This window comes from Egibacteraceae bacterium (genome assembly GCA_040905805.1).
Lineage (GTDB): Bacteria > Actinomycetota > Nitriliruptoria > Euzebyales > Egibacteraceae > DATLGH01.
The window spans coordinates 61,410-85,768 of record JBBDQS010000114.1 but is presented as its reverse complement, the minus strand read 5'-3'; the positions used below and the strand labels follow the sequence as shown (position 1 = coordinate 85,768).

Annotated in this window: 28 protein-coding genes and 1 riboswitch; of the genes, 8 read left to right on the top strand and 20 right to left on the bottom strand. The window is 72.3% G+C overall.

What is annotated here, in order from left to right; all coding sequences use genetic code 11:
- Nucleotides 1-316: 316 nt before the first annotated feature.
- From WD250_13165 to WD250_13145, 5 genes are read right to left on the bottom strand one after another with little or no spacing between them, the layout of a single operon-like run.
- Nucleotides 317-652: a hypothetical protein gene (locus WD250_13165; GenBank protein MEX2621156.1), complete on the bottom strand. Its 336-nt coding sequence runs from the start codon at nucleotides 650-652 to the stop codon at nucleotides 317-319.
- On the bottom strand, nucleotides 649-2,160 hold the full coding sequence (locus tag WD250_13160) for an AAA family ATPase (protein MEX2621155.1): 1,512 nt from the start codon (nucleotides 2,158-2,160) through the stop codon (nucleotides 649-651). Before WD250_13160 ends, WD250_13165 begins: the two co-directional genes overlap by 4 nt.
- The gene (locus WD250_13155) at nucleotides 2,157-2,597 is read right to left on the bottom strand and encodes a hypothetical protein (protein ID MEX2621154.1); all 441 of its coding nucleotides are present in this window, start codon (nucleotides 2,595-2,597) and stop codon (nucleotides 2,157-2,159) included. Before WD250_13155 ends, WD250_13160 begins: the two co-directional genes overlap by 4 nt.
- Nucleotides 2,594-2,746, bottom strand: coding sequence for a hypothetical protein (locus WD250_13150; protein MEX2621153.1), 153 nt, complete (start codon nucleotides 2,744-2,746; stop codon nucleotides 2,594-2,596). The genes WD250_13155 and WD250_13150 overlap by 4 nt, the downstream gene beginning before the upstream one ends.
- Nucleotides 2,743-3,003: a hypothetical protein gene (locus tag WD250_13145; GenBank protein ID MEX2621152.1), complete on the bottom strand. Its 261-nt coding sequence runs from the start codon at nucleotides 3,001-3,003 to the stop codon at nucleotides 2,743-2,745. Before WD250_13145 ends, WD250_13150 begins: the two co-directional genes overlap by 4 nt.
- Nucleotides 3,004-3,249: 246 nt before the next feature.
- On the opposite strand from WD250_13145, the gene WD250_13140 reads away from it, so the two are divergent.
- Nucleotides 3,250-3,489, top strand: coding sequence for a hypothetical protein (locus tag WD250_13140; GenBank protein ID MEX2621151.1), 240 nt, complete (start codon nucleotides 3,250-3,252; stop codon nucleotides 3,487-3,489).
- On the opposite strand, the gene WD250_13135 is transcribed toward WD250_13140, so the two are convergent.
- A complete protein-coding gene (locus tag WD250_13135) occupies nucleotides 3,486-4,928 on the bottom strand; it encodes a recombinase family protein (protein MEX2621150.1) in 1,443 nt (480 codons plus the stop codon). The genes WD250_13140 and WD250_13135 overlap by 4 nt on opposite strands.
- 654 nt (nucleotides 4,929-5,582) lie before the next feature.
- On the opposite strand from WD250_13135, the gene WD250_13130 reads away from it, so the two are divergent.
- A complete protein-coding gene (locus WD250_13130; protein ID MEX2621149.1) occupies nucleotides 5,583-5,915 on the top strand; it encodes a hypothetical protein in 333 nt (110 codons plus the stop codon).
- Here WD250_13130 and WD250_13125 read toward each other — a convergent pair.
- Complete coding sequence (locus WD250_13125) at nucleotides 5,912-6,268, bottom strand: hypothetical protein (GenBank protein MEX2621148.1); 357 nt, start codon at nucleotides 6,266-6,268, stop codon at nucleotides 5,912-5,914. The two genes, WD250_13130 and WD250_13125, sit on opposite strands and share 4 nt — an antisense overlap.
- A 74-nt stretch (nucleotides 6,269-6,342) precedes the next feature.
- Here WD250_13125 and WD250_13120 point away from each other — a divergent pair, with 74 nt between their 5' ends.
- Nucleotides 6,343-6,705, top strand: coding sequence for a hypothetical protein (locus tag WD250_13120; GenBank protein MEX2621147.1), 363 nt, complete (start codon nucleotides 6,343-6,345; stop codon nucleotides 6,703-6,705).
- Here the strand turns inward: WD250_13120 and WD250_13115 are convergent.
- Nucleotides 6,702-7,070, bottom strand: a complete 369-nt coding sequence (locus tag WD250_13115) for a hypothetical protein (GenBank protein ID MEX2621146.1) — start codon at nucleotides 7,068-7,070, stop codon at nucleotides 6,702-6,704. The two genes, WD250_13120 and WD250_13115, sit on opposite strands and share 4 nt — an antisense overlap.
- Nucleotides 7,071-7,475: 405 nt before the next feature.
- Complete coding sequence (locus WD250_13110) at nucleotides 7,476-8,231, bottom strand: hypothetical protein (GenBank protein ID MEX2621145.1); 756 nt, start codon at nucleotides 8,229-8,231, stop codon at nucleotides 7,476-7,478.
- 109 nt (nucleotides 8,232-8,340) lie between these two features.
- Here WD250_13110 and WD250_13105 point away from each other — a divergent pair, with 109 nt between their 5' ends.
- Nucleotides 8,341-8,727 (top strand): hotdog domain-containing protein, encoded by a 387-nt coding sequence (locus WD250_13105; protein ID MEX2621144.1) that lies wholly within the window; start codon nucleotides 8,341-8,343, stop codon nucleotides 8,725-8,727.
- Here WD250_13105 and WD250_13100 read toward each other — a convergent pair.
- On the bottom strand, nucleotides 8,720-10,222 hold the full coding sequence (locus tag WD250_13100; protein MEX2621143.1) for a leucyl aminopeptidase: 1,503 nt from the start codon (nucleotides 10,220-10,222) through the stop codon (nucleotides 8,720-8,722). The two genes, WD250_13105 and WD250_13100, sit on opposite strands and share 8 nt — an antisense overlap.
- A gap of 104 nt (nucleotides 10,223-10,326) precedes the next feature.
- Here WD250_13100 and WD250_13095 point away from each other — a divergent pair, with 104 nt between their 5' ends.
- A complete protein-coding gene (locus WD250_13095; protein ID MEX2621142.1) occupies nucleotides 10,327-10,782 on the top strand; it encodes a cupin domain-containing protein in 456 nt (151 codons plus the stop codon).
- Nucleotides 10,783-10,875: 93 nt separating this feature from the next.
- A riboswitch (TPP riboswitch) is annotated at nucleotides 10,876-10,987 on the top strand.
- Nucleotides 10,977-12,410, top strand: coding sequence for a hypothetical protein (locus WD250_13090; protein MEX2621141.1), 1,434 nt, complete (start codon nucleotides 10,977-10,979; stop codon nucleotides 12,408-12,410). It overlaps the preceding riboswitch by 11 nt.
- Nucleotides 12,411-12,488: 78 nt before the next feature.
- Here WD250_13090 and WD250_13085 read toward each other — a convergent pair whose 3' ends face one another.
- The 4 genes from WD250_13085 to WD250_13070 all read right to left on the bottom strand — a co-directional run bounded on the left by WD250_13085 (nucleotide 12,489) and on the right by WD250_13070 (nucleotide 16,083).
- On the bottom strand, nucleotides 12,489-13,004 hold the full coding sequence (locus WD250_13085; GenBank protein ID MEX2621140.1) for a hypothetical protein: 516 nt from the start codon (nucleotides 13,002-13,004) through the stop codon (nucleotides 12,489-12,491).
- 76 nt (nucleotides 13,005-13,080) lie between these two features.
- Nucleotides 13,081-14,142: a CbbX protein gene (gene cbbX, locus WD250_13080; GenBank protein ID MEX2621139.1), complete on the bottom strand. Its 1,062-nt coding sequence runs from the start codon at nucleotides 14,140-14,142 to the stop codon at nucleotides 13,081-13,083.
- 8 nt (nucleotides 14,143-14,150) lie between these two features.
- The gene (locus WD250_13075; GenBank protein ID MEX2621138.1) at nucleotides 14,151-14,585 is read right to left on the bottom strand and encodes a ribulose bisphosphate carboxylase small subunit; all 435 of its coding nucleotides are present in this window, start codon (nucleotides 14,583-14,585) and stop codon (nucleotides 14,151-14,153) included.
- Nucleotides 14,586-14,616: 31 nt separating this feature from the next.
- Nucleotides 14,617-16,083, bottom strand: coding sequence for a form I ribulose bisphosphate carboxylase large subunit (locus tag WD250_13070; protein MEX2621137.1), 1,467 nt, complete (start codon nucleotides 16,081-16,083; stop codon nucleotides 14,617-14,619).
- A gap of 137 nt (nucleotides 16,084-16,220) precedes the next feature.
- Here WD250_13070 and WD250_13065 point away from each other — a divergent pair, with 137 nt between their 5' ends.
- Together WD250_13065 and WD250_13060 are read left to right on the top strand one after the other, a co-directional pair.
- Nucleotides 16,221-17,123 carry a LysR substrate-binding domain-containing protein gene (locus WD250_13065; protein ID MEX2621136.1) on the top strand — a complete coding sequence of 301 codons (903 nt, stop codon included), beginning with the start codon at nucleotides 16,221-16,223 and terminating at the stop codon, nucleotides 17,121-17,123.
- Nucleotides 17,124-17,191: 68 nt separating this feature from the next.
- On the top strand, nucleotides 17,192-17,662 hold the full coding sequence (locus WD250_13060) for a DUF3151 domain-containing protein (GenBank protein MEX2621135.1): 471 nt from the start codon (nucleotides 17,192-17,194) through the stop codon (nucleotides 17,660-17,662).
- Nucleotides 17,663-17,682: 20 nt separating this feature from the next.
- On the opposite strand, the gene WD250_13055 is transcribed toward WD250_13060, so the two are convergent.
- From WD250_13055 to WD250_13030, 6 genes are all read right to left on the bottom strand, one after another.
- A complete protein-coding gene (locus WD250_13055; GenBank protein ID MEX2621134.1) occupies nucleotides 17,683-20,280 on the bottom strand; it encodes an AAA family ATPase in 2,598 nt (865 codons plus the stop codon).
- Complete coding sequence (locus WD250_13050) at nucleotides 20,277-21,413, bottom strand: DNA repair exonuclease (protein ID MEX2621133.1); 1,137 nt, start codon at nucleotides 21,411-21,413, stop codon at nucleotides 20,277-20,279. The genes WD250_13055 and WD250_13050 overlap by 4 nt, the downstream gene beginning before the upstream one ends.
- Before the next feature lie 360 nt (nucleotides 21,414-21,773).
- Entirely contained in the window at nucleotides 21,774-22,181 is a 408-nt protein-coding gene (locus tag WD250_13045) for a type II toxin-antitoxin system VapC family toxin (GenBank protein ID MEX2621132.1), read from the bottom strand.
- Between the two features lie 3 nt (nucleotides 22,182-22,184).
- Complete coding sequence (locus WD250_13040) at nucleotides 22,185-22,418, bottom strand: hypothetical protein (protein ID MEX2621131.1); 234 nt, start codon at nucleotides 22,416-22,418, stop codon at nucleotides 22,185-22,187.
- A 96-nt stretch (nucleotides 22,419-22,514) separates the two neighbouring features.
- Entirely contained in the window at nucleotides 22,515-23,060 is a 546-nt protein-coding gene (locus tag WD250_13035; protein ID MEX2621130.1) for a hypothetical protein, read from the bottom strand.
- 605 nt (nucleotides 23,061-23,665) lie between these two features.
- Entirely contained in the window at nucleotides 23,666-24,256 is a 591-nt protein-coding gene (locus WD250_13030) for a methyltransferase domain-containing protein (protein ID MEX2621129.1), read from the bottom strand.
- Nucleotides 24,257-24,359: the final 103 nt, after the last annotated feature.

The following is a 24,359-nucleotide window of genomic DNA, read 5'->3' as shown; positions in this document are numbered from 1 at the left end:
CCGGCCTGGAGCTGCGGTCGGTCGCGGTCGCCGTGATCGCTTGGCCAAGGTTGGGGCAGATCTGCACCAACCTTCCTCGCCGCGGGACGGTGGGCGGCGTGCGCGACGAGATGGAGGGCAATGGGGAGATTCCCCAATCCTCCACCCCCTGAGCACCCGCCCCCCGTGTTCGCGCCCCCCGGGGAAAGCTGCGCCCCCGGCAAAAACAGCTTCCATCTTGTACGTCTGAGTTTTCGAGGTCTGCTGGGTTGCGGAGGGCCGTCCTGTTCGTACGCCACCACACCGCCCCCCTCCCCTCGCCCCATGCCTCGCCCCTTCATGCCGCGGCCGGGCCGTCGTCGTCGTCCTCGGCGAGGCGGTCGAGCGCAGCTTGTAGGCGGTACTCGGCAACGTGCAGCGCGGCGGCTCCAGCCTGGCGGGTGGCCACCAGGCGGCGGAGGGTGTCGACGCGGGCCCGGGCTTCGGCGACCTCCCCCCGGGGTTTGGCCCCCCGGCTTCGCGGGTGTGCGGTCATCAGCGGTCCTCCGTAGTCGGGGTCGGTCAGGGTGGTGAGCAGGTCGAGCTGGGCGTCGTGGCACCGGCAGGCGCACGACGGGCAGGCGCCGTGCAGGCCACCGGCGCATCGCAGCGTGACGGCCGTCCCGCCGGTCATAGCGGGCAGTCCTTGTGTCGGGGGTCACCGGCGAGGTCGCGCAGGAGGGCGGGGTGCCCGCATGCGACGCACGGCGCGGCGGTGTCCGCGGTCGACCATGCGGACGCATCACGCGACCCACCTTCCGGGGCACCTTCGCTAGCACCCGCCTGGTCAAGGTGGCCAACCTGCCCATAGATGTATGTATGGGCGCCTTGGCCATCTTCGCTGGTCACGGCGGGTTGCTGGTTGGGGGTTGGCCGCCTTGGTTCGGGCTGGCCATCTTCAGGCAGGACCCATCGCCACGCCTCGGCGCTCTTGACCGAAGCGACCCTCAGTGCCTTCTTCGCGCGCCGTAGGGTCTTCTCGGCGATCCCCACCTTCCCGGCCCGCGAGATGACCTCGTCGCTGGGCAACGGCAGCTCCTCAAGGAGGAACGCCTTGGCCTCGTCGAGGCGGGACCGCTCGTCGTCCTGGTCGTGGCCGGCGAGGCGCTCACCATCGAGGTCCTCCACAATCCCAGTCCACGTCAGCCCGAGGTCGTCGATGCGGTAGCCGATGGTGGGCTGCTTGGCGGCCAGGTTGTGTTTGACGTGCGCGAGGGCGCAGCGGGTCTCGTCGTCGGGGTCGCGCCCGGCCAGCAACGCCGAGCGCACGAGCTGGCCGTAGGCGCCCGAGCCGGACAGGCGGGCCAGGGCGCTGCTGGCAGCGGACTTGCGTAGGTGCATGACACACAGCACCGCGACGCGGCGCTCGGCGGCGAGGCGACGCAGGCCCTCAAGTGCGGCCCTCACCTCGTTGTCTCTGTAGGTGTCCAGCCCGCCGCCGACCCATGCCGCCACGGGGTCGATGACGAGCAGGCGGGGACGTTCGAGCTCGTCGAGGGTGACGGCCAGGGATTCCACGTCGTCGGCGCAGAACGGGCGCGGCTTGCCGTCCTCGCCGGCCGCCCCGTCGATGATGACCAAGCGGTCAGAGGCGGCGCCGAGACGGTTCGCGCGAGGGCGCAGCGTGTCGCCGGGGTCGTCCTCGTAGGAGGCCATGAGCACGTCGCCGGGCCCGTCGGGGGCGCGGGAGTCCTCGGGTAGTGCCACGCCGAGAGTGACCGCGGTGGCCAAGGCCATGGTCAGGTAGGACTTGCCCACGCCGGGGTCACCGGCCAGTACGGTCAACTTGCCGTAGGGGATGCGCCCGTCCCACAGCCACGCGACCTCTTCGGCGGGCACGTCGGCCAGCCTGCGGGTGAGCAGCGGCGGCGCCGGTCCGCGCACCTGCCCGTTCTGGACGGCCGTCGCCCTTGGCTGGCCGTGGCGGTTCGGCCGGGGCGGGCCGTCGGCCGGGTGCGGCGCGTCGCTGGGGGCCACGAGGCCAGGCGGGCCGGCGCCGGGATTCTCGGCGGGCGGGACCACGAGCCCGGACGTGTCGACCGCGGGTGGTGGCACGAGCTCTCGCAACTCGGCGCCCGTGGGCTGGCGGCCGTGCGCGGCCACGAAATCGGCGAGGGCAACCTCACGGACCCAGTCCGTCATGCCGCCACCGCCAGACGTCGCTCGGCGGCGGCGAGCAAGGCCCCCGCGCGCGCGCGGTCGGCGGCCAGCCACGGGGCACCGCAGCCAGCGCTCAGGGGCGGTGTCGCCGCGGTCATGCGCAGGCCGACCACCAGCTCGCCAGTCCCGTACGCGGCCTCGAACGCGTCGAGCAGGTCGGGCCACTCGCCGGGGCGCAGCGGGACCGGCAGGCCGACAATCGCCCAGCAAAGCCGCCAGTGCGGAGGCGCCGGGTTGCGATCATCGAGGACGTGCGACCAGCTCGCGACCGAGCAGACGAGCGCGCAGCCGGGGCGGCATGGCGGGCCCGGGGACAGCCGCGGAGTACACTCCGGGGTGAGGTTGTTCGTCCGTCGCCCGGTCGAGATCTCGGCGCCGCCCCCCTCACCGGGGCGGCGTTTCTCGTTCGGGGGGCTCATGCGGCGTCACGCGCCGGCTGGCGCGACTCCTGCGGCGCGGTGCGGATCACTCGCCGAATCGCGCGTACCTGTTGCGCGCTCAGCGGCGGGGCGTCGGCGGCGACCTGGCGGGCGAGGTCGCGCAGCGTGGCGCGGTCGGCGGCCGTCATGCCGCACCCTCGGCCTCGGCGGCCTCGGTGTCGAGCTGGTCAGCCTCGGAACGCAGGCGACGAGCCTTCGCTGCCTTCAGTGCCAGCCCAGCCATGTAGGCCTGGCGGGCGTGTCCGGCGCGACGGACACGCTCGGCCTCGGGCAGCACCCGGTCTGGGTCGACCTCGTCGAGGAACCGGGTGCGCATCGCCTCACGCGCCGGCGCGGTGCGCGCCGCCGGGTCGGAGGTCTTCGCCCACGATGCGTGCGCAGCCATGCGTGCACGCAGGGCACGATCGGGCGGGGGTAGGGGTCTGCTGGCGGCCATCGGCCATCACCTCGCAGCCGTCCGCGTGCGGCGGATCGGTGCGAGGCTTCGTCGGGCTGCCTCGTGCCCGCCGGGGGTTGGGCGCGTGCCCGGTCCCGGTTCTGTTGTGCCCCGCAGTGTAGCATATCGCTTATGGAGTTACGCGAACGTCGTTCTCGCCCCACGGTTGACCGTCGTCACGGTCGCATGCCAGCGGTGCCGATCCGCTGCGCGTGTGGCAAGCGCCTCGGCACCGCGCAGGGTCTGCGGGTAGACGGGCCCCACGTCCGCAACGTGGTGCTGCGGTGGCAGGACGGTCCAGTGACCCCCCTCGTACATCTGCGCTGTCCCCGCTGCCGGAAGCTCAAGCGGGCCGTGAATGCGGAGCGGCTCGTCAAGGCGGCGGGCAAGGCGGCGGCCAAGCGCCGGGAGGTCGTGGTCGGCCTCGACGTCTAGGCCCGCCAGGAGATCCGCACAAGGTCGCGGTCGAACCTAGGGCCAGCGGTGTCCCGCTGCGGCATGACGGTCACGCGCAGCCCCAGGACCTCCAGCACGCGGCGTTGCCGTGCCACGTCAAGCCCGGCCCACACTGCGCCGGCGTGGTCGGCGAGCAGGGGCCCGAGCACGCCGAGGTTCGCGCCGGCCGACAGGCGCCTCGCCTCGCCTTCGAGCTGGTCGAGCACGGGGCGCAGCTTGCCGCTGATCCGCGCGAGTTGGTCCCGGTCGATGGTGCCCTCGGCGTAGGCGTCGGCGGCGTTGTCGAGGCGAGCGCGCACGCCCTCGGCACGGTCGAGTGCCGCGCGGGCGGCCTCGTCGTCGGGGGCGAACACTTCGGCGGCGTCGGGGCGGGCCAGGCGCTCGGTGACCACGGCGGCGACCCACTCGTCTACGGCCTCACGGTTGCGGCCGACGCAGCCACGATCCCGGCAGACGTACAGCTCGAACTCCTGGCCGCGGGGGTTGCGCTTGCGCCGGCCGCGCAGCGGCCCGTTGCACACGCCGCACTCGCCGATCCCGCCCGAGAGCAGATACTTGCGCGAGGCCGGCCGCTGGCCCTTGCCGCTACTGCGGCGGGCCAGGAGCGCGCACACGCGCTCATGCTGCTCAGCGGTCACCAGCGCCGGCCACGCGGCCGGGAACGTCTCGCCCTTGTAGGTGCGCACCCCGGCGTTCGCGGGGCGCAGCGCGAGCGCGCGCACCCCCGAGCGCGACCATGCCTTGTCGGGGCGCCGCGACGGGGGCACCACGCCGCGCGCGTTCAGGTCCTCGGCTATCCGGGTGATCGGCTCGCCGTCGAGGATGCGGCGCACCACGTCGCGCACGATGTCGGCCTCGGTCGGCTCCTCGACGTCCCACCACGCGGCCACGCGGCCGGCCTGGTCGTACTCGCGCTCGCGGCGCCACCCGTACAGCACTACCGTGTTCGCCTTGCCTTCCTCGGCCCGTTGGCGGGCAGCACGGGAGACCCGCTCGCCCTTCAACCTCGACTCGAACGCAGCCAGCTCGCCGAGCACGCCCGTGGTGAGCCCGTCGGCCGCGGTGGCGAGATCGTAGTCTCCGCCCTGCGTCAGGGTCAGCCCGACGCGGGCCCGGGCGAGAGTCTCGGCATCGGCGACGCGCTCGGCGCTGTTGCGCCACAGTCGATCGAGCTGCCAGGCGACCACGCGGTCGAGCCCGGGGGCGTCGGCCAGGAGACGGCGCCACTCGGCGCGCTCTTTGCCGTTGAACGCGGAGCGGTCGTTGTCGACGTACTCGCCGGCCACGATCCAGCCGCGGTCAGCGGCGAGCTTGCGCCCGTCCTCGAGCTGGCGGGTGACGCCCTTCTCGGTGTGGCGGTCATCCTTGGAGATGCGGGCGTACAGGGCCACTCTCACGGTGGCGTCGGTGGCGATCATTGGGTGGCACTCCCTCGCTCGGTGGGGCGTGCCGTCATCATGCCGCTACTTACCCCTCAAGGCAAGGGTTAGAAGCTCGCCTTCCAAGGCAACATCCGCGCGTGGCCCGAGTCGGACTTCGCGGTCGTCCGCTTTGCCCTGGCGCAGGCCGCGAGCTGACCCGCAGCCGCGCCAGAAGAAGCGGAACTTCGATCGCGGCTGCCGACCCGGTACCGAACCCGTCGACGCCACCAGGGTTTTCACAGGCGCACACGCCCACGGTGGCGGCCGATGCCGTAGCCGGTTGGGGTCACGGTTGGGGTCAACCCTTGGCCCGTACCGGGTCGTAGCCACGCTCGGTGTCGCACTGTTGGACGCTGGATCCGACCACGACGAGGTACCGTCCGAGCATCCCCCGATGAGATCCTCGCCGCCGCCGCCACGCTCGAAGCCGGCTAGCTGGGCCCCCCGGGTCGCCCGCCGAACTCGTCGAGGAGCGGGTCGAGTTTGTCGATGCGCCATCGACGAGGCCGGGAAGGTCACTCGCAGCCGATGCCGTCGCCGTCCCGGTCCAGGTGACTCCCGTAGCCGGCGCGTGCACCGCGCCGCGGCATGACACACTCTGGACCCCTACCGGGAGGCGAGAACCCTTCCCGCCACTATAAGGGAAGCCCAATGAAGCCCTACCCGAGCGAGGCCCGTAACGAGGTCGTCGAGATCTCACGCTGGGCGATCAACGATCCCCTCATCGAAGGAGTGGAGTTTGTCAACTGCGCGATCGTGGGGCCGGCGGTGATCGTCCTGGTCGAAGGCGTGTCGATCATCAACTGCGGCTGGGATGCGCCGGACTGGGACGCCCTCGTCTGGACGATCCCCGACGCCCGAGAGCTCATCATCGGCGCCGTGGGGCTGAAGAACTGCACCTTTTCGAGCTGCCAGTTCCGCAACATCGGGTTGGGCGTCAAGGAGTCAGACGTCCCCGACGTACGTGCGGGCTTCGGGCTTTAGAGAGCCGAGTGCGTGAGCTCCTGCGTGTTGCCCTCGGTTCGGTGACCCCCATGGCCAGCGATGCGAAGGTAGCTGTTTTTCACGCCAAGCCGGACGGAGATCTGTCCCGAAGGCGACGAGGTGGGGACTGCGATGTGGCCGTGAGCGCGACTGCGCTTCACCAGCTCACCCAGCGCCTCGTGTATCTCCTCGTCCGGCCAGTTCGCGCTCGTCGCCTCGCCCATGACGCGCAGCACCTCCGCCGAGAACTGGTCTGGCCGGCGCCGCAGGTGGGTCGTCTGCACGCGCGCGTGCAGATCGTCGAAGTCCAGAGCGCCGTCGAGATACCCGACGACGAAATCGATGGTCGCCATACCCTCCCCTTCGACTCGTACTCGCTGCATCTTGAGGCGAAGTCTACTGCTCTAAGCTCGCGGCCGGGGGCTGCATGAGCGACACCACCCAGGGCTGGCCGGTCATCGTCTCCCCTGAGGAACTCCGCCGGCTGTTCAACGAGCAGCGGTTCTATGAGCGTGCGCTCGCTGGCGAACTCCAGGCCTTGGTGGAGGCGCGCGGCCGGCCGCGGGACTCCTCCGGTCAGCCGTCCGGAACGGTCAGCGAGGAAGTTTGCTACTGGTCCAAGGGGCAGATCGTCGCGCGCGTGCACCAGTTCGTCCTGCCAGACGGATCTCTGTCTGCCTCGAAGAAGCCCGATCCGAAGTTGGTGGTGCACGAGGGGACCGTCTTCATGGCTTCTCGTACTCCACCGCCGCCTTCGCGGTCGCCCGCCGGCCGCCGTCGGAACCATTAGTCGCCGCCCTCGGGTGGCTCGGCAGCTGCAGGTTCCCGGTGTCCGCCATGCGTGGCCCCCTCGTAGCCCGCCATGGGCGCGTGCGAACAACAAGCCACCGCCTGATCATCGCGGGGTCGCCATGCGCTCGCGCACTCCCTCGGTGATCTCGGCGCCGCACAGGCGCTCGACAGCGTCTGTATCGCGGACGTCAGGGTGCACGAGCAGCAGCGCGCGACGCACTGGACGGCGGCGGTGGTGCGCGCCTCGGCGCGCTCGGCGGCCTGTCGCCGCTGATCGCTGGCGTCCAGGGTCAGCCACAGCAGCGTGGCGATCGCCACGGCGGTCGCCAGGCCGATGGCCGTGAGCGCTAGCGACAGGCTCACGCGCAGTATCACAGCACCCCAGCGACCCCGCAGGAACATCGTGGTCAGCGGGGTCAGGGCATGAGCTGGCGTGCAGCACGGTGACGGGCACCAGCGCCTCGACCTCGCCGCGGGCGTTGATGGTCTTGGGGTCGACGCCCGGGGTGGCGCGGCGGCGCACGTCGGTGAGCGCGGCCTCACTGCCGACCATGGCGGCGATCACGGCGATCGCTGCCTCGAGCTGATCGGCGGTCCACAGGCCGGCGGCGACCGCCCACAGGGGCGGGGAGAGAGATTGAGGACCAAGCGGTCCGCTTGCCGACGCAGCGAAACCCTGGTTGGGGTCAACCGTGGGGTCAACCGGCCTCACAATGAGGTCGCAAAGTTAGAACACCCGCTGGTCACGGCCCCGCCGGCCCCGCCGGCTCAGAAGAAGCGGAACTTGGTGGAGAGCTCCGCGGAGAAGGCCATGATCACCGCGAGGTAGAACATGCCGGTGGCCGCCTGGATGGAGCGCCCGCCCTCCTTGGCGAGCTTCCAGACGAAGCCGGCGATCAGGGCGCAGACGGCCACGAGGCCGACCGCCAGCATGACGCTGAAGCCCGGTACCACCAGGACGGGCGAGAAGCCCCCGCCCAGGTCCGGCGGCGGGTTCTGCGCCGAGAGCACCGCCGCCCCCACCGCGGCGACGACCCCGGCGATGTACCACCAGGCCCCGCGGATCATGTAGACGTTGGTCAGGCGCCGCTCGACGAGGTACCAGTGCCCGAGCAGCAGCCCGAACAACGTCGAACCCAGGAACAGCGCGCCCAGGGCGAGCTCCGCGACCGCCAGCCCCGGGCTGACCCCATGGGCCAGCCCGAACATGGCGAGCGCCACCAGGCCGGCTGCCGTCCCGGCCAGGCCGACCACGCGGGAGACGGCCTCCTGGCGGGCCAGGAGCAGGACCTGCCAGACGACCAGGAGCGCGGCGAACACGCCGAGCGCGGTCACCTCCGGGCCTGCCACCTGCCCGCGGGTGATCGCCCACGCTCCCACCGCGCAGAGGGCGAGGGTCACCCCGGTCAGGACGAAGAACCCCCGCCGGACCGCGCCCCAGACCCCGCTGGCCCACAGCACCACGGCGCCGCCGACGGCCGCCTCCAACAGGATCACCGACATGACCCCGAGCGGACCGGACATGGGACTCCTCGCAGATGGCGGCGCGCGCATGATTGGCCAGCACCGGATGCGGTCCATACTGCCAGCGGCCGGGAGTACCGGCGAACCTGCCATGCCTGGAGCACCCACGATGAGCGATCACCACCCCGACTGCATACCAGGACGTCGCGCGACCGTCAGCCTCGAGGTGACCGAAGCCGACACCGCGCTCGCGATGGGTTGCGGTGACGTGGCGGTGCTTGCGACCCCCCGCGTGCTCGCGCTCGCCGAGCAGGCTGCCGTGCAGGCGCTCGGCACGTGCCTGCCCGAGGGCAAGACGAGCGTCGGCGCCTGGGTCGAGCTGGAGCACCTCCTGCCGAGCCACGCCGGCCAGACGGTGCAGGCCGAGGCCGTGCTGATGGGCGTCCACGGCCGGCGTCTGGAGTTCTCCATCTCGGTCACCTCCGACGGGGCGGAGGTGGCCCACTGCCGGCACCACCGCGTCCTGGTGAGCCGCAGCCGCTTCGTGTCTACGTGAGGTCTTGCAGGTAGCGCACCAGGGTGCGGACCGCCATCCCGGTGCCGCCCTTGGAGGTGAAGAAGGCGTCGCCGTCGTCGCTGAACGCCGGCCCGGCGATGTCCAGGTGCGCCCACGGCTGACCGGCCGTGAACTCCTTCAGGAAGAGCCCGGCGACGATCGCCCCCGCCTCGCGGGCCTTGCCGACGTTGCGCAGGTCGGCGACGTCGCTCTTGAGCTGCTCGGCGTACTCCGCCGGCAGCGGCAGCGGCCACAGCTGCTCCCCGGTCTGCTCGGCGGCGTCGCGCAGCGCGCTCACCAGCGCCTCGTCGGTGCCCATGATGGCGGCGATCTTGTTGCCCAGCGCGACGACCTGCGCACCGGTCAGCGTCGCGACGTCGATCATCGCGTCGGGCTCACGCTCGGCGCCGTAGGCCAGCGCATCGGCGAGGACCAGACGCCCCTCGGCATCGGTGTTCATGACCTCCACGGTCGTGCCGTTGTAGTGGGTGAGCACGTCCGAGACCCGGATGGCGTCGCCCGACGGCATGTTCTCGGCCAGCGCCACCAGGCCGGTCACCTTCGTCCGGACCTTCAGGCGGGCCAGCACCGACATGGCACCGACCACGGCGGCGGCGCCGCTCATGTCCATCTTCATCGTCTTCATGGCCGTGCTGGATTTGAGCGACAACCCCCCAGAGTCGAAGGTGATGCCCTTGCCGACCAAGACCACGTGACCCTTGGAGCGAGCCGGGTCGTAGGTCAGCTCGACCAGACGGGGCGGCTCGCTGGAACCCTGCCCCACGCCGATGATGCCCCCGAACCCGCCCTTGGCGAGGGCCTTGCCGTCGAAGATCTTCGCCTTCAGGTCGGCGGCCTTGGCGACCTCGGCGATGCGGTCGGCCAGGGCCGGCGGGCGCTTGGCTCCCGGGGGGGTGTTGACGAGGTCGCGCGCGAGGACGACGCCGGCGGCTGTGGCCTGGCCCACCGCCAGGCCCGCCTCGACGGCGTCGGGGTCCACCCCCTCACCGGCGAGCACTACCACCGCCTCCAGCGACGGGGTGTCGGGGTTCTTCGACCGGTACTCGGTGAAGGCGTAGGCGCCGAGTGCCGCGCCCTCCGTGAGGGCCTGCGCGACCGCGGCCGCCTGCTCGCCGGCGGTGTAGTCACCGGGCGCCACGAGCGCCACCGTCGAGTCCTTCGCGGCGTTGCGGACAGCGACCCCGGCGGCCTTGCGCAGGGTGTCGACCGTGACCTCGTCGGCGATGCCGAGCCCGACGACCATCAGCACGCCCGCGCCCGCCCGGTCGCGCAGGGGCAGACGGGCGACCGCCCCCAGCTCGCCGTCGAAGGCCACACCCGCCAGCCACACGTCGAGGTCGCTGTCGAGCTCGCGGGCCAGCGCTACGGCATCCGCGCCGAGGATCGCCCGGCCGTCACCGGCCGCGGCGAAGACCACGACCGCATCGGCCTGGACCGCGGTCGGCGACTGCTGGGTGTACTGGAAGGTCGGCATGCGCAAGTCCTCGTGTCGCGGCCGAGACGGGTCCGGCCCGCTCGCCGCGGGCGAGTCTACCGGGGCGTCCGCCCACCACCGAGCCCGCACTAGACTCGCGGGCTATGGGACCCTCCGATGGACCCGCGGGGTTCGAGCCCGCCGCGGTCGACCTGCGCGACTACGTCGACTTCCAGGAGTCCGGGCCGCTCAGCCGGCGGGTCTTCGCGACCGACGTCGTCGCCGTCGACCTGGTCGGGTTCGAACCCCAGCAGGTGATCGCGGCCCAGGTGCTGCGCACCGCCGACGTGATCTACACGGTCGTGGGCGGACGCGCCTGGGTCGTCACCGACGACGCGGAGGTGACCCTGGAGCCGCTCCAGTCGGTGCTGATCCCGGCTGGGGTGGCCCACGGCGTGCGCAACGACGCGCCCGACCCGCTGATCCTGCAGGTCGTGGTCAGCCCGCCCGAGGACCTGCCGACGCCGCTGACCGGCCCCGTCGAGGCACCCGCCGCGGACGCCGGTGACGCCCCCACACGCTCCCTGCTCCACCGGGTTCGCCGGGCACTCGGAGGCTGACCACCGGGGCTGACCACCGGGGCTCACCACCGGGGCTGGGCCCGCGTGGGGAGCACCGCCGGTCGCCGAGCGCGCGGAACTCCGCTATCGTGTCACGCACGCTGGGGGAGCTTCCAAGCTGAGAGTGCGTGGGCCACCGGCCCGATGCAGACCCCTGAACCTGAACCGGGTAATGCCGGCGGAGGGAGTGCGTCGTGGTCGAACCCCTGCTCGCTGTGGTCGCGGTCGTCTGTGCGCTGGGGGTGTTCGCCTGGGTGGGCGTTCGCGCCCGGGGGTCGCAGGGCAGCGTCGAGGACTACATGGTCGCGCGCGGCAGCCAGCGTGCCGGGGCGCTCGGCCTGTCGTTCCTGGCCTCCGGGATGGGCGCGTGGATCTTGTTCGCCGCCCCCGAGGTGGGGGCGTTCGTGGGCCTGGTCGCCGTGGTCGGCTACGCCCTCGGGGCGTGCGCCCCCATTGTGGGGTTTGCCCTGCTGGGCCCGCGCCTGCGCGCGATCGTGCCCGCCGGGCACAGCCTCACCGAGTTCGTGCGCCTGCGCTACGGCCGCGTCTTCCACGGCTACGTCGTCGGCGTGAGCGTGGCCTACATGGCCTTGTTCGTGACCGCGGAGCTGACCGCCGTCGGCGCGATCACGGCCATCCTGTCGGGCGCCGACGCGCGCGTCGCGGTGCTGGCGGTCGCCGGCGTCACGCTCGCCTACACCGCGTACGGCGGGTTGCGGGCGAGTCTGCGCACCGACTGCTGGCAGGCCTGGCTGATGCTCGGGCTCCTCGCGGTGGCCGGTGGCGCGATCGTCTTCGCGGTCCCCGCGCCCGGTGTCGCGCTGACCACGTCCGGGCTGCTCGGCGTCGACCGCATCGGCGTGGAGGCCGCGATCACCCTGGTGCTCGCCGTGACGGCCGCCAACCTGTTCCACCAGGGCTACTGGCAGCGCGTGTGGTCCGCACGGGATCCTGGGGCACTGCGCCGTGGCGCCGTGCTCGGCGCGGTCCTCACCGTGCCCGTCATGGTCGCGGTGGGCGCGCTCGGCATCCTTGCCGCCGGAGCCGGGGTGGCCCTCGGGGACCCCCCCGTGCCGTTCTTCGCGCTGCTGGCCGGCCTGCCGGCCTGGGTGGCGCTCGTGGTGCTGGTGCTCGGGGTGTCCCTGGTGGCCTCGTCGGTGGACACGCTGGAGAACGGCCTCGCCGCCCTGGTGGCCGCCGAGCGCCCCTCGCTGTCGCTGCGGGGCGCGCGCCTGGTCACCGTCGTGGTGATGATCCCTGCGGTGGTCGTCGCGCTGCAGAACTACTCCGTGCTGCGGCTGTTCCTGATCGCCGACCTGCTGTGCGCCACCGCGGTGGTGCCGGCGCTGCTCGGCCTCTGGCGGCGAGCCACACCCGCAGCGGCCCTGGCCGGCGGCGTGGCCGGCCTCGTGGGCGCGGTGGCCCCGGGGCTGGCGTCCCAGGGCGCGCTGCTCGACGGTCTGCGGCTCGCCACCTTCCCCGACGCCGTGCCGACCCTGCAGCCCTTCCTCGGAGCGCTGCTGGCCTCGACCGTGGTGGCCATCGGCGTCTCGCTGGCCAGCCGCTCCGAGGCCGATCTCACGTCCCTGCACGAACAGGTCCCGAGCTTGGACGACGTGCGCCGGTGAGGGGCTCAGGAGAGCCTGGTGTGCAGCCGGACGACGGTGCCATCCGGTGACGAGCGCAGCTGCGGCAGGTCGCCCGCGTCACCGCGGCCGCGGGACCAGGTCGAAGTGGCCGGACAGCATGCCGTCGGGCAGCTCGATGCGCAGGCGACCCGCGTAGCGGCGTCCCTCCTGGACCGCGGTGAGCGCCAGCACCCCACTCGTGGCCCGGCGCGGGCCGTCCTCCCCCAGCAGCACGTCGACCACCGCGACGTCCGTGACCGCGTCGCACCCCTGGCCCGTGCAGCCCGGAGCCCCGACGGGCAGCGTCTCGCCCGCCACCAGCACCCCGGGGTTGCGGACTGCCAGCACCACCGGACCGCCCCGCAGGTCGCGGGACTTCGCACAGAGGTCACGTGCGGAGCCACCGGCGATCTCGCAGTCGCCCAGGGTCAGGTCGGGCGAGCCGTCGCTGACGGCGACTTGCGACCCCGCCACCGTGCCGGACAGCTGCAGACCGGCACGACCCTCGCGGGGCTGGGGGGTCTGCGGTCGCTCACCGGTCCCGCAGGCCACCATGCCGAGCACCACCAGCGCGGCGAGCGCCCCGCGTCTCATGCGACCCCCGCGTCGGCCGACCACCGCCGCGCCCGCCAGACCTCCATCGTCACATGGTAGGCCGTGGGCGCCCGGCTCAGCTCGCGTCGGCCTGGTCGGCGTCGGCGTCGTCGGTGGTGGCCTCCCCGGCCTCACCCACCTCGTCGGACTCGTTGAAGACCCGGCTGCTCGCGATGTCCTCGGGCAGGATGCGCACCAGGTCGTCCTTGCCGACCTTCTCGCTGGTCGACGACAGCAGACGACTGGCCTGGCGCAGCCTCGCCCGCTCCAGCGCGTTGCGCACGCTGCGCGCGTTGGCGAAGCGGGGTTGGCCCTTGCGGCGCTCGAGGTACTCGTGGAAGAGCGTGCGTGCCTCGTCGGTCAGCTCGTAGTTCTCCTGCTCGAGGATCAGGTCGCCGATGGCCAGCAGCTCGTCGATGTCGTAGTCGGGGAAGTCCAGGTGGTGGGCGATGCGCGAGCCCATGCCGGGGTTGGACTGGAAGAACGAGTCCATCCGGTCCTTGTACCCGGCGAGGATGACCACGAGGTCCTCGCGCTCGTTCTCCATCATCTGCAGGAGGATCTCGATGGTCTCCTGCCCGTAGTCGCGCTCGTTGTCCTCGCGGTACAGGTAGTACGCCTCGTCGATGAACAGCACCCCGCCCATCGCGCGCTTGACGACCTCCTTGGTCTTGGGCGCGGTGTGGCCGACGTACTGGCCGACGAGGTCGTCGCGGGTGACGCTGACCAGGTGACCCTTGCGGATGTAGCCCAGGCGGTGCAGCAGCTCGGCCATCCGCATCGCCACGGTGGTCTTGCCCGTGCCGGGGCTGCCGGTGAACGACATGTGCAGCGACGGCCGCGTCGAGGCCAGCCCGTAGCGGTTGCGCAGGCGGTCAACGAGCAGCAGCGCAGCGATCTCGCGGATGCGCGTCTTGATCGGCACCAGGCCGACGAGCTCGCGGTCGAGCCGCTCCAGGACCTCGTCGGTGTTCGACTCCTTGAGCTCGGCCTGGAGATCGACGAGCTCGTCGTCGCCGAGGGTCTCGACGGTGTCCTCGGGGTCCTGCCCGGGCGGGGCCCCCGAGCGGGATTGGCTCATGCCAAACCCGGCTCGGCTGTCCGAGTCCTTGTTCTCGGCCTGGTTCTTGCTGACCATGGACGCTCCTAGCTCCCGCTGCCGTTGCTGTAGCGCTCGCCCTTCGGACGCTCGGTCGCGTAGGAGTGCAGCGTGTAGCGGATCACCCGGTCGCGGTCCTCCTGGCGCTCCAGGCGGAACCCGGGCTCCTCCGGCGGGCGGTTCACGATGAACTGCAGCGCGGTGGTCTGGCGGCCGAGGGTGGCGTCGTAGAACGTGGCCCGGATGTAGTGGTTCGGGTAGGCCTTGCGGCACTCCTTGATCTCGTAGAGGCCGGCGGACGCATCCTCGATCTCGAACATCGGCAGGCCCCACATGTCCCACAGGAAGTTGCGGGGGTGCGGGTCGTCGGTGAACTCCACCGCGACGGCCCAGCCCTGGTCGATGGCGTACTGGATCTGCTTGGAGATCTCCTCGTCGGTGAACTCCGGCAGGTAGGAGAAGGTTCCCTGGGTGATGTGCATGTCGGCTCCTTGGCTCTAGGGGACGTCGGCGCTAGGCGGACGTCGGGGTCTCGACGACGTCGGGGGTGTCGGTGGACTGGTAGTCGAAGGAGATGTCTCCCCAGGTGTCGATCGCTGCCTGCAGGGGCGCGCAGCGCTTCGCGGCCTCGCGCAGGATCTTGTCACCGTTCTTCACGTAGTCGTCGCCCTCGTTGCGCGCCTTGATCATGGCCTCGAGCGCCACGCGGTTGGCCTCCGCGCCGGCGGCGACGCCGTGGGGGTGACCGATCGTGCCGCCACCGAACTGCAGCACGACGTCCTCGCCGAGGTAGTCGAGCAGCTGGTGCATCTGGCCGGCGTGGATGCCGCCGGACGCGACCGGCATGACACCGGGCATCGAGCCCCAGTCCTGGTCGAAGTAGATGCCCTTCTGCGGGTCGGCCGGGGTGTAGCTCTGGCGGCAGGTGTCGTAGTAGCCGGCGATCATGTTCGGGTCGCCCTCGAGCTTACCGACGACGGTGCCGGCGTGGACATGGTCCACACCGAGCAGACGGACCCACTTGGCGATCACCCGGAAGCTCACACCGTGGGTCTTCTGGCGCGTGTAGGTGCCGTGACCGGCGCGGTGCAGGTGCAGGATCAGCCCGTTCGCACGAGCCCACTTCGACATCGACGTCATCGCCGTGAAGCCGATGGTGAGGTCGATCATGATGATGATGCTGCCGACCTCCTTGGCGAACTCGGCGCGCTCGTACATGTCCTCCATCGTGGGCGCGGTGACGTTCAGGTAGTGGCCCTTGGTCTCACCGGTCTCGGCCTCGGCCCGTTTGACGGCCTCCATGACGTGCACGTAGCGGTCGCGCCAGCGCATGAACGGCTGCGAGTTGATGTTCTCGTCGTCCTTGACGAAGTCCAGCCCACCGCGCAGCGCCTCGTACACCACCCGGCCGTAGTTCTTGGCCGACAGGCCGAGCTTCGGCTTGGTGGTCGCACCGAGCAGCGGCTTGCCGAACTTGTTGAGGTACTCGCGCTCCATGACGATGCCGTGCGGGGGCCCCTGGAAGGTCTTGACGTAGTGCAGGGGGATGCGCATGTCCTCCAGGCGCAGGGCGGTCAGCGCCTTGAAGCCGAAGACGTTGCCGATGATCGACGAGGTGAGGTTGGCGATGGAGCCCTCCTCGAACAGGTCGATATCGTAGGCGATGTAGGCGATGTACTGGTTGTCCTGGCCGGGGACCTGCTCGACCTTGTAGCACTTGGCCTGGTAGTGCTCGTGCGCGGTGAGGCGGTCGGTCCAGACCACCGTCCACGTGGCGGTCGACGACTCGCCGGCCACGGCCGCGCCCGCCTCGTTCGCCGGGACGCCGGGCTGGGGGGTGATCCGGAACGCCGCCAGGATGTCGGTGTCCTTGGGCTCGTAGTCGGGCTCCCAGTAGCCCATCTTGGCGTAGGGGATGACCCCTGCGCCCCAGCGGTCGTCGCCGTTCTTCTCGCCCTTCTTCTGGCCATTGTCTGCCATGCTGCACCCTTCGCTCGGTGTTGCTCGGTATGTGAAGTCCCCCACCGCTGACAAGAACAATGCCAGGCGACTGATCGCCTGTCCATAGCGGAATGGCGGCTCTTTGTATAGTGGGAACTTCACAAAGGAGCTCGCACATGACGTTCAACCAGCTGCGCACGTTCGTGGCCGTGGCGGAGACCGGCGCGGTGCGCGCCGCCGCCGCACGGCTGGTCGTGACCCCCTCGGCGGTGTCGAGCGCCCTGGCCGCCCTCCAGGAGGAGGTCGGCACCCCGCTGGTCGTGCGCGAGGGTCGCGGGCTGCGCCTGACCGAGGCGGGACTCGTGTACGCCGACTACGCCCGGCGCATCCTCGGCCTGCTGGACGAGGCCCGCGGGGCGGCGGCGGGCGAGCTCGACCCCGAGCACGGCGAGCTGCGCCTGGCCGCGGTCACCACCGCCGGCGAGCAGATCGTGCCGCCGCTGGTCGCGCGGTTCCGTGAGCGCTACCCCGGGGTGGGGCTGCACCTGGAGGTCGGCAATCGCGAGCGCGTGCGCGCGCTGCTCGACTCGCACGAGGCGGATGTGGCCCTCGGCGGCCGGCCGACCGACGACAACAACCGCTACGTGCACGCCGTGCGGCGCAACGAGCTGATCGTGGTCACCCGCGACGGCCTCGACCCGCCCGAGGACCAGATGCGCTGGATGGCCGCGCAGACGTGGCTGCTGCGCGAGCACGGCTCCGGCACCCGGGCGGCGACGGTCTCCTTCCTGGAGCAGCACGAGCTCAACCCACGGACCTTGACCCTCGGGTCCAACGTGGCCATCGTCGAGGCGGTCGTGGCGGGCCTGGGCGTGACGCTGGTGTCCCGCGACGCTGTCGCCCGCCAGGTCGCCGAAGGCACGCTCAGCATCCTCGCGATCCCGGACACACCCATACGCCGGGACTGGCACCTCGTGGCCCACACCGAACGCCTCCCGGCCACCGCCCGGTTGTTCGTGGACTTCGTGGTCCAAGCGGGCGAGTTCGGGTCACCGACACCGCAGGAAGCTCGCACCTAGCCCGCACACACGCCGGAGAACCGTGCTGCGCGCTGGGCCGGGAGGCCCCGAGGTGGTAGACCGTGGCCATGAGCAAACTCCCGATGCATGGCGTGACCGAGATCGAGCTGGCCCCGGTGCCGGCGGAGTGGTCCGAGGCCCTGGCACGCGTCCGCTCGCTGGCCGCCGCGGACGGCGACGACGGGGCCCTCGGGGAAGGGCTGCGGGTCGTCGCCGCGACCCACCCCGCCTACCTCGACGCGTGGGCGCGGCTGGCCGAGTGGGCCCTTGACGCCGGCGACCCGGTTGCCGCCTACGCCTTCGCCCGCACCGGCTACCACCGCGGTCTGGACACGATCCGCAAGGCCGGCTGGGGCGGCCAGGGTCCCGTCCCGTGGCGCCACGAGCCCAACCGCGGTTTCCTGCGCAGCGTGCACAGCCTGATGCACGCGGCGTTCACCATCGGCGAGGTCGAGGAAGCCGCCCGCTGCCGCGACTTCCTCCTGGAGCTCGACCCCGACGACGCGCTCGACGTGGGTGGGTTCGACCTGGGGCAATAGCCGCGCCGGGCCTGGCCGGGTCAGTCCAGGCGCACCACCCGGGCGGTGCCGATGTGCTGGTAGCGCTCGGGCATGCAGGTCAGCACGATCACCTGGGCGTCGCGCGCGGCCAAGGAGAACACCGCCCCGAGGGCCTCCAGGCGCGCGGGGTCGGAGTGGCCCAGAGCGTCGTCGAGGATCAGCGGGACGCCGCCGTCGTCGCTGGTGATCGCCGCGCAGGCCAGCCGTGCGATCACCGCCAGCTGCTCGCGGGCACCCGCGGACAGCTCGGCGAAGGGCACCGTCACCCCGTGCAGGGTCCGGCTGGTGATGGCCAGGTCCTCGTCCATGGACACCGCCAGGTCGGGGCCGAACACGACCCGTCCGAGCGCGGTGATCTTGTCGCGGAACGGCGCGACGTAGGCTTGGCGGGCCTGGTCGCGTCGGCAGGTCATGGTCTCGTGCAGCAACCGGGCCGCGGCGGCGCGGGCCTGGGTCCGTTCGCGGTGCACACCCGTGCGGGCCACCCGCGACTCGGCCTCGGCCAGGCGGTCGGCCAGTCCCTCCTCGCCGCGCACCTCCAGGCGAGCGCGGATCTGCAGCAGCTCGTGCTCCAGCCCACGGGCTTCAGCAGTCGCGCGTTCGGCGGCGTCGCGGGCGTTGTCCAGCGCGGCCCGCACGGCGTCGGGGTCGGCAGCGTCCAGGTCGGCGGCCGCGTCGGCGTGCGCGCGGATGGCGGCGTCGGCTTCCTCGCCGGCGGCGTCGGCGCGGGCGGCCACAGCGGCGTCGGCGGCCTCGGTGCGCGCGTCGGCCAGCGCGGCGGAGCGTTCCTGCAGCCTGGCGGTCGCGGCCTCGACTCGGCCCTGAAGCTCGGCACGGCTGTGGCGGGCGCCCTCACGCTCGCTGGCGGCACGGGCCAGCAGCTGCTCGGCGTCGGTGAGCGCCTCTGTCGCGGTCGCCACGGCGCCCTCGGCCTGCTCGACGGCCTCGCGCGCCGTGTCGAGGTCGGTGTCCAGGTCGACGTCGCCGACGCGTTCGCGCAGCCGGCGGACCTTGTCGGCCAGCAGGTCGGGGGTCAGGTCGCGCAGGTCGCGGCGCAGCGCCTCGTGGGCGTCGGCCCTGGCGCGTCCGGCCTCCTCGCGCCGGCGGTGGGCGGCGCGGGCGGCGGCGACGTCGGCCACCCCGGCCTCACCCAAGCAGGCGACCAGGTGCGACGCGGCCGCGTCGCGGGCGGCCGCCAGCGCAGCGACCCCCCGACCCGGGCGCACGGAGACGGCCACGACACCGGGGACGGTCACGTCCAGCGGCGCGGTCACCGCCAGCGTCTGCGCGTCGGTGACCTGCCGGCCGCCCACCTGCACCGGTCCCGCCCCGAGCGGGCGGACCGCCACCACCGCGTGGTCGCCCTCCAGACGCGCCTCGGCCTCCACCACCGCCAGGTGCGCCGCCTCGATCCGGGCGAGCAGCGCGGCGTCCACGCGCGCGCCGTCCAGCGCCGCCTCGGCCTCGGCGACCTGGCGTTGCATGTCGGTCACCCGCTCGGCGCGCTCGGCCAGCAGCTCGAGGTCCAGGCGATCACGGCGGCGCTCGTAAGCCGCCCGTGCGCGCACGGTCCGGTCCTGCGCGTCGCGCAGCGCTGCGCTGCGCTCACCCACCTCTCTCCCAGCCTGGTCGCGGGCGCGCTCGGCGGCCGCGGCGGCGGGAGCGGCGCGGGACTGTTCGCCGCGCAGCTCGGCCAGGGCCGCGCCGGCGACCTGGACGTCAGCGGCCAGGTCCTGGCGCGCCTGCAGCACACCGGCGGCGGTGACGACGGTCGCCTCGGCCAGCTCGGCAGCAAGGGCCAGGCGGTGCACCTCCTGGCGGCGCGCAGACAGCTGCGACCAGGCCGCTTCCAGCTCGGGCAACCGCCGCTGGTGGTCACGCAGCCGCACCCGGCAGGCCGCCAGGTCGCGCTCCAGCGCGGCGCAGCGCTCGACGTCGGCCTCGACCTCGTCGAGCTGCTTGCGCGCGAGGTCCGCGTCGTGGCAGGCGGCCTCGTGGTCGGTGACCGCCTCCTTGACCGCCTTGCTCGGCCGCCCGGTGGCGGTGTGGTAGCGGCGGTACTCGGCGATGACACGCTCGTGGAGCGTGTCCTCACGGTCGCCCGCGGCGGGCCCGGCAGCAGAGCGGTCCAGCGCGCGGGCCAGCGCGGTCTGCTCGCGCAGGTCGGCCTGCTCGACGCTGCCGTCCTGCGTCAGACGCTGCGCGCGCCACAGCGCCAGGTCCACGGTCTCGGCGAGCATCGCCTGCACCGCGTCGTGCGCCTCCCGGCCCGTGGAGGAGGCGGGCGCCGGCTCGTGGACGGTCAGGGTGGTGGCCCGGTCCTTGTGGAAGCGCTTGGTGTAGGTGAACCGGTAGGGACCGGCGGACAGCTCGGCGGTGATCTCGGCGCCGGCGTCGCGGTGCAGCGGCTTGACCGCGCGCACGGCGGCCTTCTGCGTGTCGTCGTAGTGGTCGAGCAGCAGGTCCAGGGCCTCGGCCAGGCTGGTCTTGCCGGCCTCGTTGGGGCCTTGCACGACGGTCACGCCGGTCGGGGCGAAGGTGACCTCCGCGGCGTCGACACCGCGGTAGTCGACCAGGCGCAACCGGTGGATCCTCACGACGGCGCTCCCGTGCTCAACCGGTACAGCAGGGCCAGGGCGTCGCGGGCGACCGGCGCCGCGTCGTCGGCGCCGGCGGCGTCTTGCAGGTCGCGCAGGGCCGCGGCCGCGAACCCGGCCAGGTCCATCGCGTCGCAGTCGGCGTCGTCGGGACGCACGGCCAGGCCGGTGTGCTGCGAGGGTGTCTCCAGCGCGCCGAGCAGGTCGCGGTGATGGTCGAGCAGCGCACTGAGGCTGGCGTGGTCGCGCAGGCCCAGGGTGCCGACCAGCCGCAGCTGCACGACCGTGCGCTCCTTGTCGGGCAGGTCGTCGAGCCAGGCCGCCAGCGCGGCGACGTCGGCCGGGCTGTCCAGGTCGGCGGCGTAGCGCACGAACCGCCAGGTGCCGACCGGGCAGGGGGTGACGGTCACCTGCTCAGCGTCGACGTCGACCAGGGCCACGTGGCCGGGAAGGACCTCGTCGTAGTCGGTGGGCTCGGGGGCGCCGGCGTACCAGACCCGCCCGGTGGTCCCAACCTCGGTCAGCGAGTGGCGGTCGCCCAGCGCCACGAAGTCGACCAGGCCCTGGGCGATGGCGGCCTCGGCGGCGGCCAGCACGATCACCGACGGGTCCTCGTTCCGGCCGTGGGCCAGCGCGTCGACCGCGCCATGGCCGACGACCACGCGCACCGTTGCCGGGTCGGGCTCCAGGTCCGCCACGGTGCGGGCGACGAGGTCGACCAGCGGCCGCTTGGACCGCCACGGGGCGGCGTGCAGCTCCACGCCGGGGCACGGGGTCACGACCGTGTCGCCGTCGAGCACCGCGACGTTGGCGGGACGGTGCGCGATGAACGTGGGCGATCGGTACACCGACCCCGCGTCGAGGGGGTCGTGGTTGCCCGGCAGCAGATACACCGGCACCGGGCAGGCCGCGAGCGCCTCCAGCGCCCGCACGACCACCTGACGGTCGACCTGGTTGGACTCGAACACGTCGCCGCAGACCACGACGAAGGCCGCGCCGTGCTCGGCGGCGACCTCTCCCACCGCGCGCACCGCGCACAGGCGGGCGTCGGCGAAGCGCGCTTGCGCCTCGGGTGCGAGGAAGTGGCGGGTCATGCCGAGCTGCCAGTCCGCCGTGTGCACGAACCGCACCACGCCGCCTCCTTCCCTCGCTCGCCGGCCCTGCGGGGGGCCGCCGCATCGGACAGCCGTTCGGAACGAACCGTAACAACGGGGTGTGACAATCCCGCGGAACCGATGCCGCAATGCACGGCAGGGTCTGACCCCCCACCGCCGCGGTCGGGTGCGATCAGGCGGTAGATCGCCCCTCACCGGCAGTGGGTGGTCGGGCGCGGTAGCCGCCGGCGGCTGTGCGCACCACGAGCCAGTCATCGTGGTGGATCGCGTGGAGGCACGCGATCGCGGTGACCTCACCGTCGCAGGCGACCATGCGGGCGGTGGCCGAGGTTGAGCCAGGGTGCGCGTATTGTCGGGGCGGAGTACCCGGACTGCTGATCAGGCGCCTACCGGCATCGGCGGAATGACGAAGGCGCACCGGGGTCCGGTGGCGCCCACCAACCGGCGGTCAAGTGTGGCGACTGGCGCACCCAGCAGCTCGGCCACCGCGACGTACCACGCGTCGTAGGCGGTGACGTTCGGGCGGAGCTCCCAGACCCGCGCTCCGAAGGGCTCGTAGGGGTAGAGCTGCCAGGGCAGACGCAGAAGATCCTGGTGCGCTGACGCCGCTCGAGATCGATCGATGCCTCCCGCCAGCTCGCTCCGCCGCAACAGGTTGGCCGCTTCGACTGGGCACAGGTGCGGTGCAGCCAACGGCTGACTCGCCAGCTGCTGTTCAGCCCACCGACCCGTCGAACCGGAGTCGATCAGCGCGGCCACGACCACCGAGGCGTCGACCACGACCACGGATCAGGCTCGGTCCTCGTCGCGCCAGCGCAGCAGGTCGCCCACGTCCAGGGTCGCGGGGCTCGCCTGTTTGCGGCGGCGGATCTCGTCGAGCAGCGTTTCCATGTCGGGGCCTGCGGCAAGGTCGGTGAGGTGCTGCCACAGGTACTGCTGCAGGGAGCGGCCGCTGCGGGCGGCACGGCTCGCAAGCTCATCCCGAACGTCGTCGGGAAGGTCCCTGATCGTGACGCTGGGCATGCATGCATAATAGCAGCATCGCGTGCGCTTGCGGCCCAGTCCCCATGCGCGTGCCGCCCGACACCACGGCGCGACCAGGGGGTGGGCGGCCGGCGGTCACCTCGCCGTGCGCGACATCGACGGGGCGATCCTGACGACCTGGCCGGCGGCGAGGGAGCGTGCGACGAGCCGTTCCTGCACGTCGGGCTCCGGTTCCGCCGGCCGCTCGGCGACGACCTCGCGGGCGAGCAGCGCCACCTGCGCGTCGAGGATCTCGCACTGCCGCAACTCGGTCGGCTGCCACAGCACGCGCCGGCCGAGGCGTCGCCATGCCCGGACCCGGGTCACCTCGACGAACCCATCGAGGACGCACTGCAGATCGTGGACGACGAGGACTCCGCTGCGACGGTCCTTGGTGGGATCGAGCGCGAACGGCAGGCCCACGAGGATGCGCTCGGGCCGGAAGGAGGCGGCAAGCAGGACGAGTTCTGCGACCGTGCGGTTCGGACGGTCGGGATCGCAGTTGCGCAGCGCGATCGCCGCCGCCGGGCGAGCACCCCCGACCACGGCGACGAGCGGCGGGACCTGGGGCGGGAGGCGGCGCAGGATGATCCTGCCGGCCTCCGCCCGCAGGACTCGAGCGGCAGCGGTCCAGGTGTGCATGGCCCCATCGTGCACCGGCGGCAGCGGGTCACCCGGAATTCGTCATCGTGCCTGGGGAAAAGATGCCGCCGCTCCGTAGCCTGCCGACGACGCACGGCGTCTTCTTCGCCGCAGATGGCCGCGCAAGCGGCCCCAATCACGGTGGAAGGGGGAGCGTTCAGGAACGGGACCGGCACAAGGCCCCGATCCTCCACGCACACCAGCCGCAGGGGGGAGCGGTACCAGACCGCTCGGCGGCCGGTGCCCGGACCCGCCACCTCGTCGGCCAGCCGAATGATGTAGTGGCTGGCCACCACCGACGACACGAGACTGACCAGCATGCCCGCCGCCACCGGTGGCAGACCCACCCAGCCCCATGCCCGCACCAGCACGGGGAACAGGGGAAGAAGGCCTGATGCTCTCATCACGGGTCGCCGCGTAGCCCTGCTCCGCGATCTTCACGTAGAGGTCGGCGTCCCCAGCGCCGCCACATCTCCCACAGGTCGGATGTCGGGGACGAGGCATCGCTTGCCAACAGTCACGCGGCGCCCGCGGCAGCCAAGAACATCGCGACCCGCACGCTTGCCACCACCACAACGGCAAGACGCCACGCGTCTCGAGCATCCTCAGGCGCCCCGCACTGATTCATGGCACCGACGCACCGCGGAGGTGCTCGCACTGGGGTCACGGCTGGCGCAGATGCGCTGCAGCGCGGCTGGACCGGGTACGACGAGGTCCTCATAGGCCACGACCCGCAGGTGGCCACGCACGACCTCGAGCAGCTCGCCGGGATGCAGCAGGAAGTCGGGGTTGGTCGGCCGGCCGAAGCGCGCGTGGTCAGACGAAAAGGTCTCGTAGATGAGCGTGCCGCCCGGGGCGACCGCCTCGACCAGGGCGCCGAGCAACGGCCGGTGCAGGTAGGCGGTCACCACCAGCCCGTCGAAGCGCCGCTCCGCCAGAGGGAACGCACGGCCGTCTTCGAGGTCGATCTCGACGACCTCCAGAGCGCCGTCGAGGTCGGCCACCGCGGAGACGTCGCGGTCCACAGCCACCACGGGATGCCCCAACGCGAGGAGCAGACGGGTGTGGCGCCCGCGCCCGCAGGCGAGGTCCAGCACCGTCCCACCCGCCGGGATCCGCTCGGCGAAGCGTCGTACCCACGCCGAAGGTTCGGTGCCGCCCCGCCCTGCCCTCGGTGCCTCGCCGCCGCCCGTCACCGATCGCCCATCTCGGTGGGCAGCATACCCCGTGGCCGGGCCGGGGCGGGCCGGGCCTCGCTACTCCACAGTGGGCGCGTGGCCCGGCGGAACGCCCGGGCAT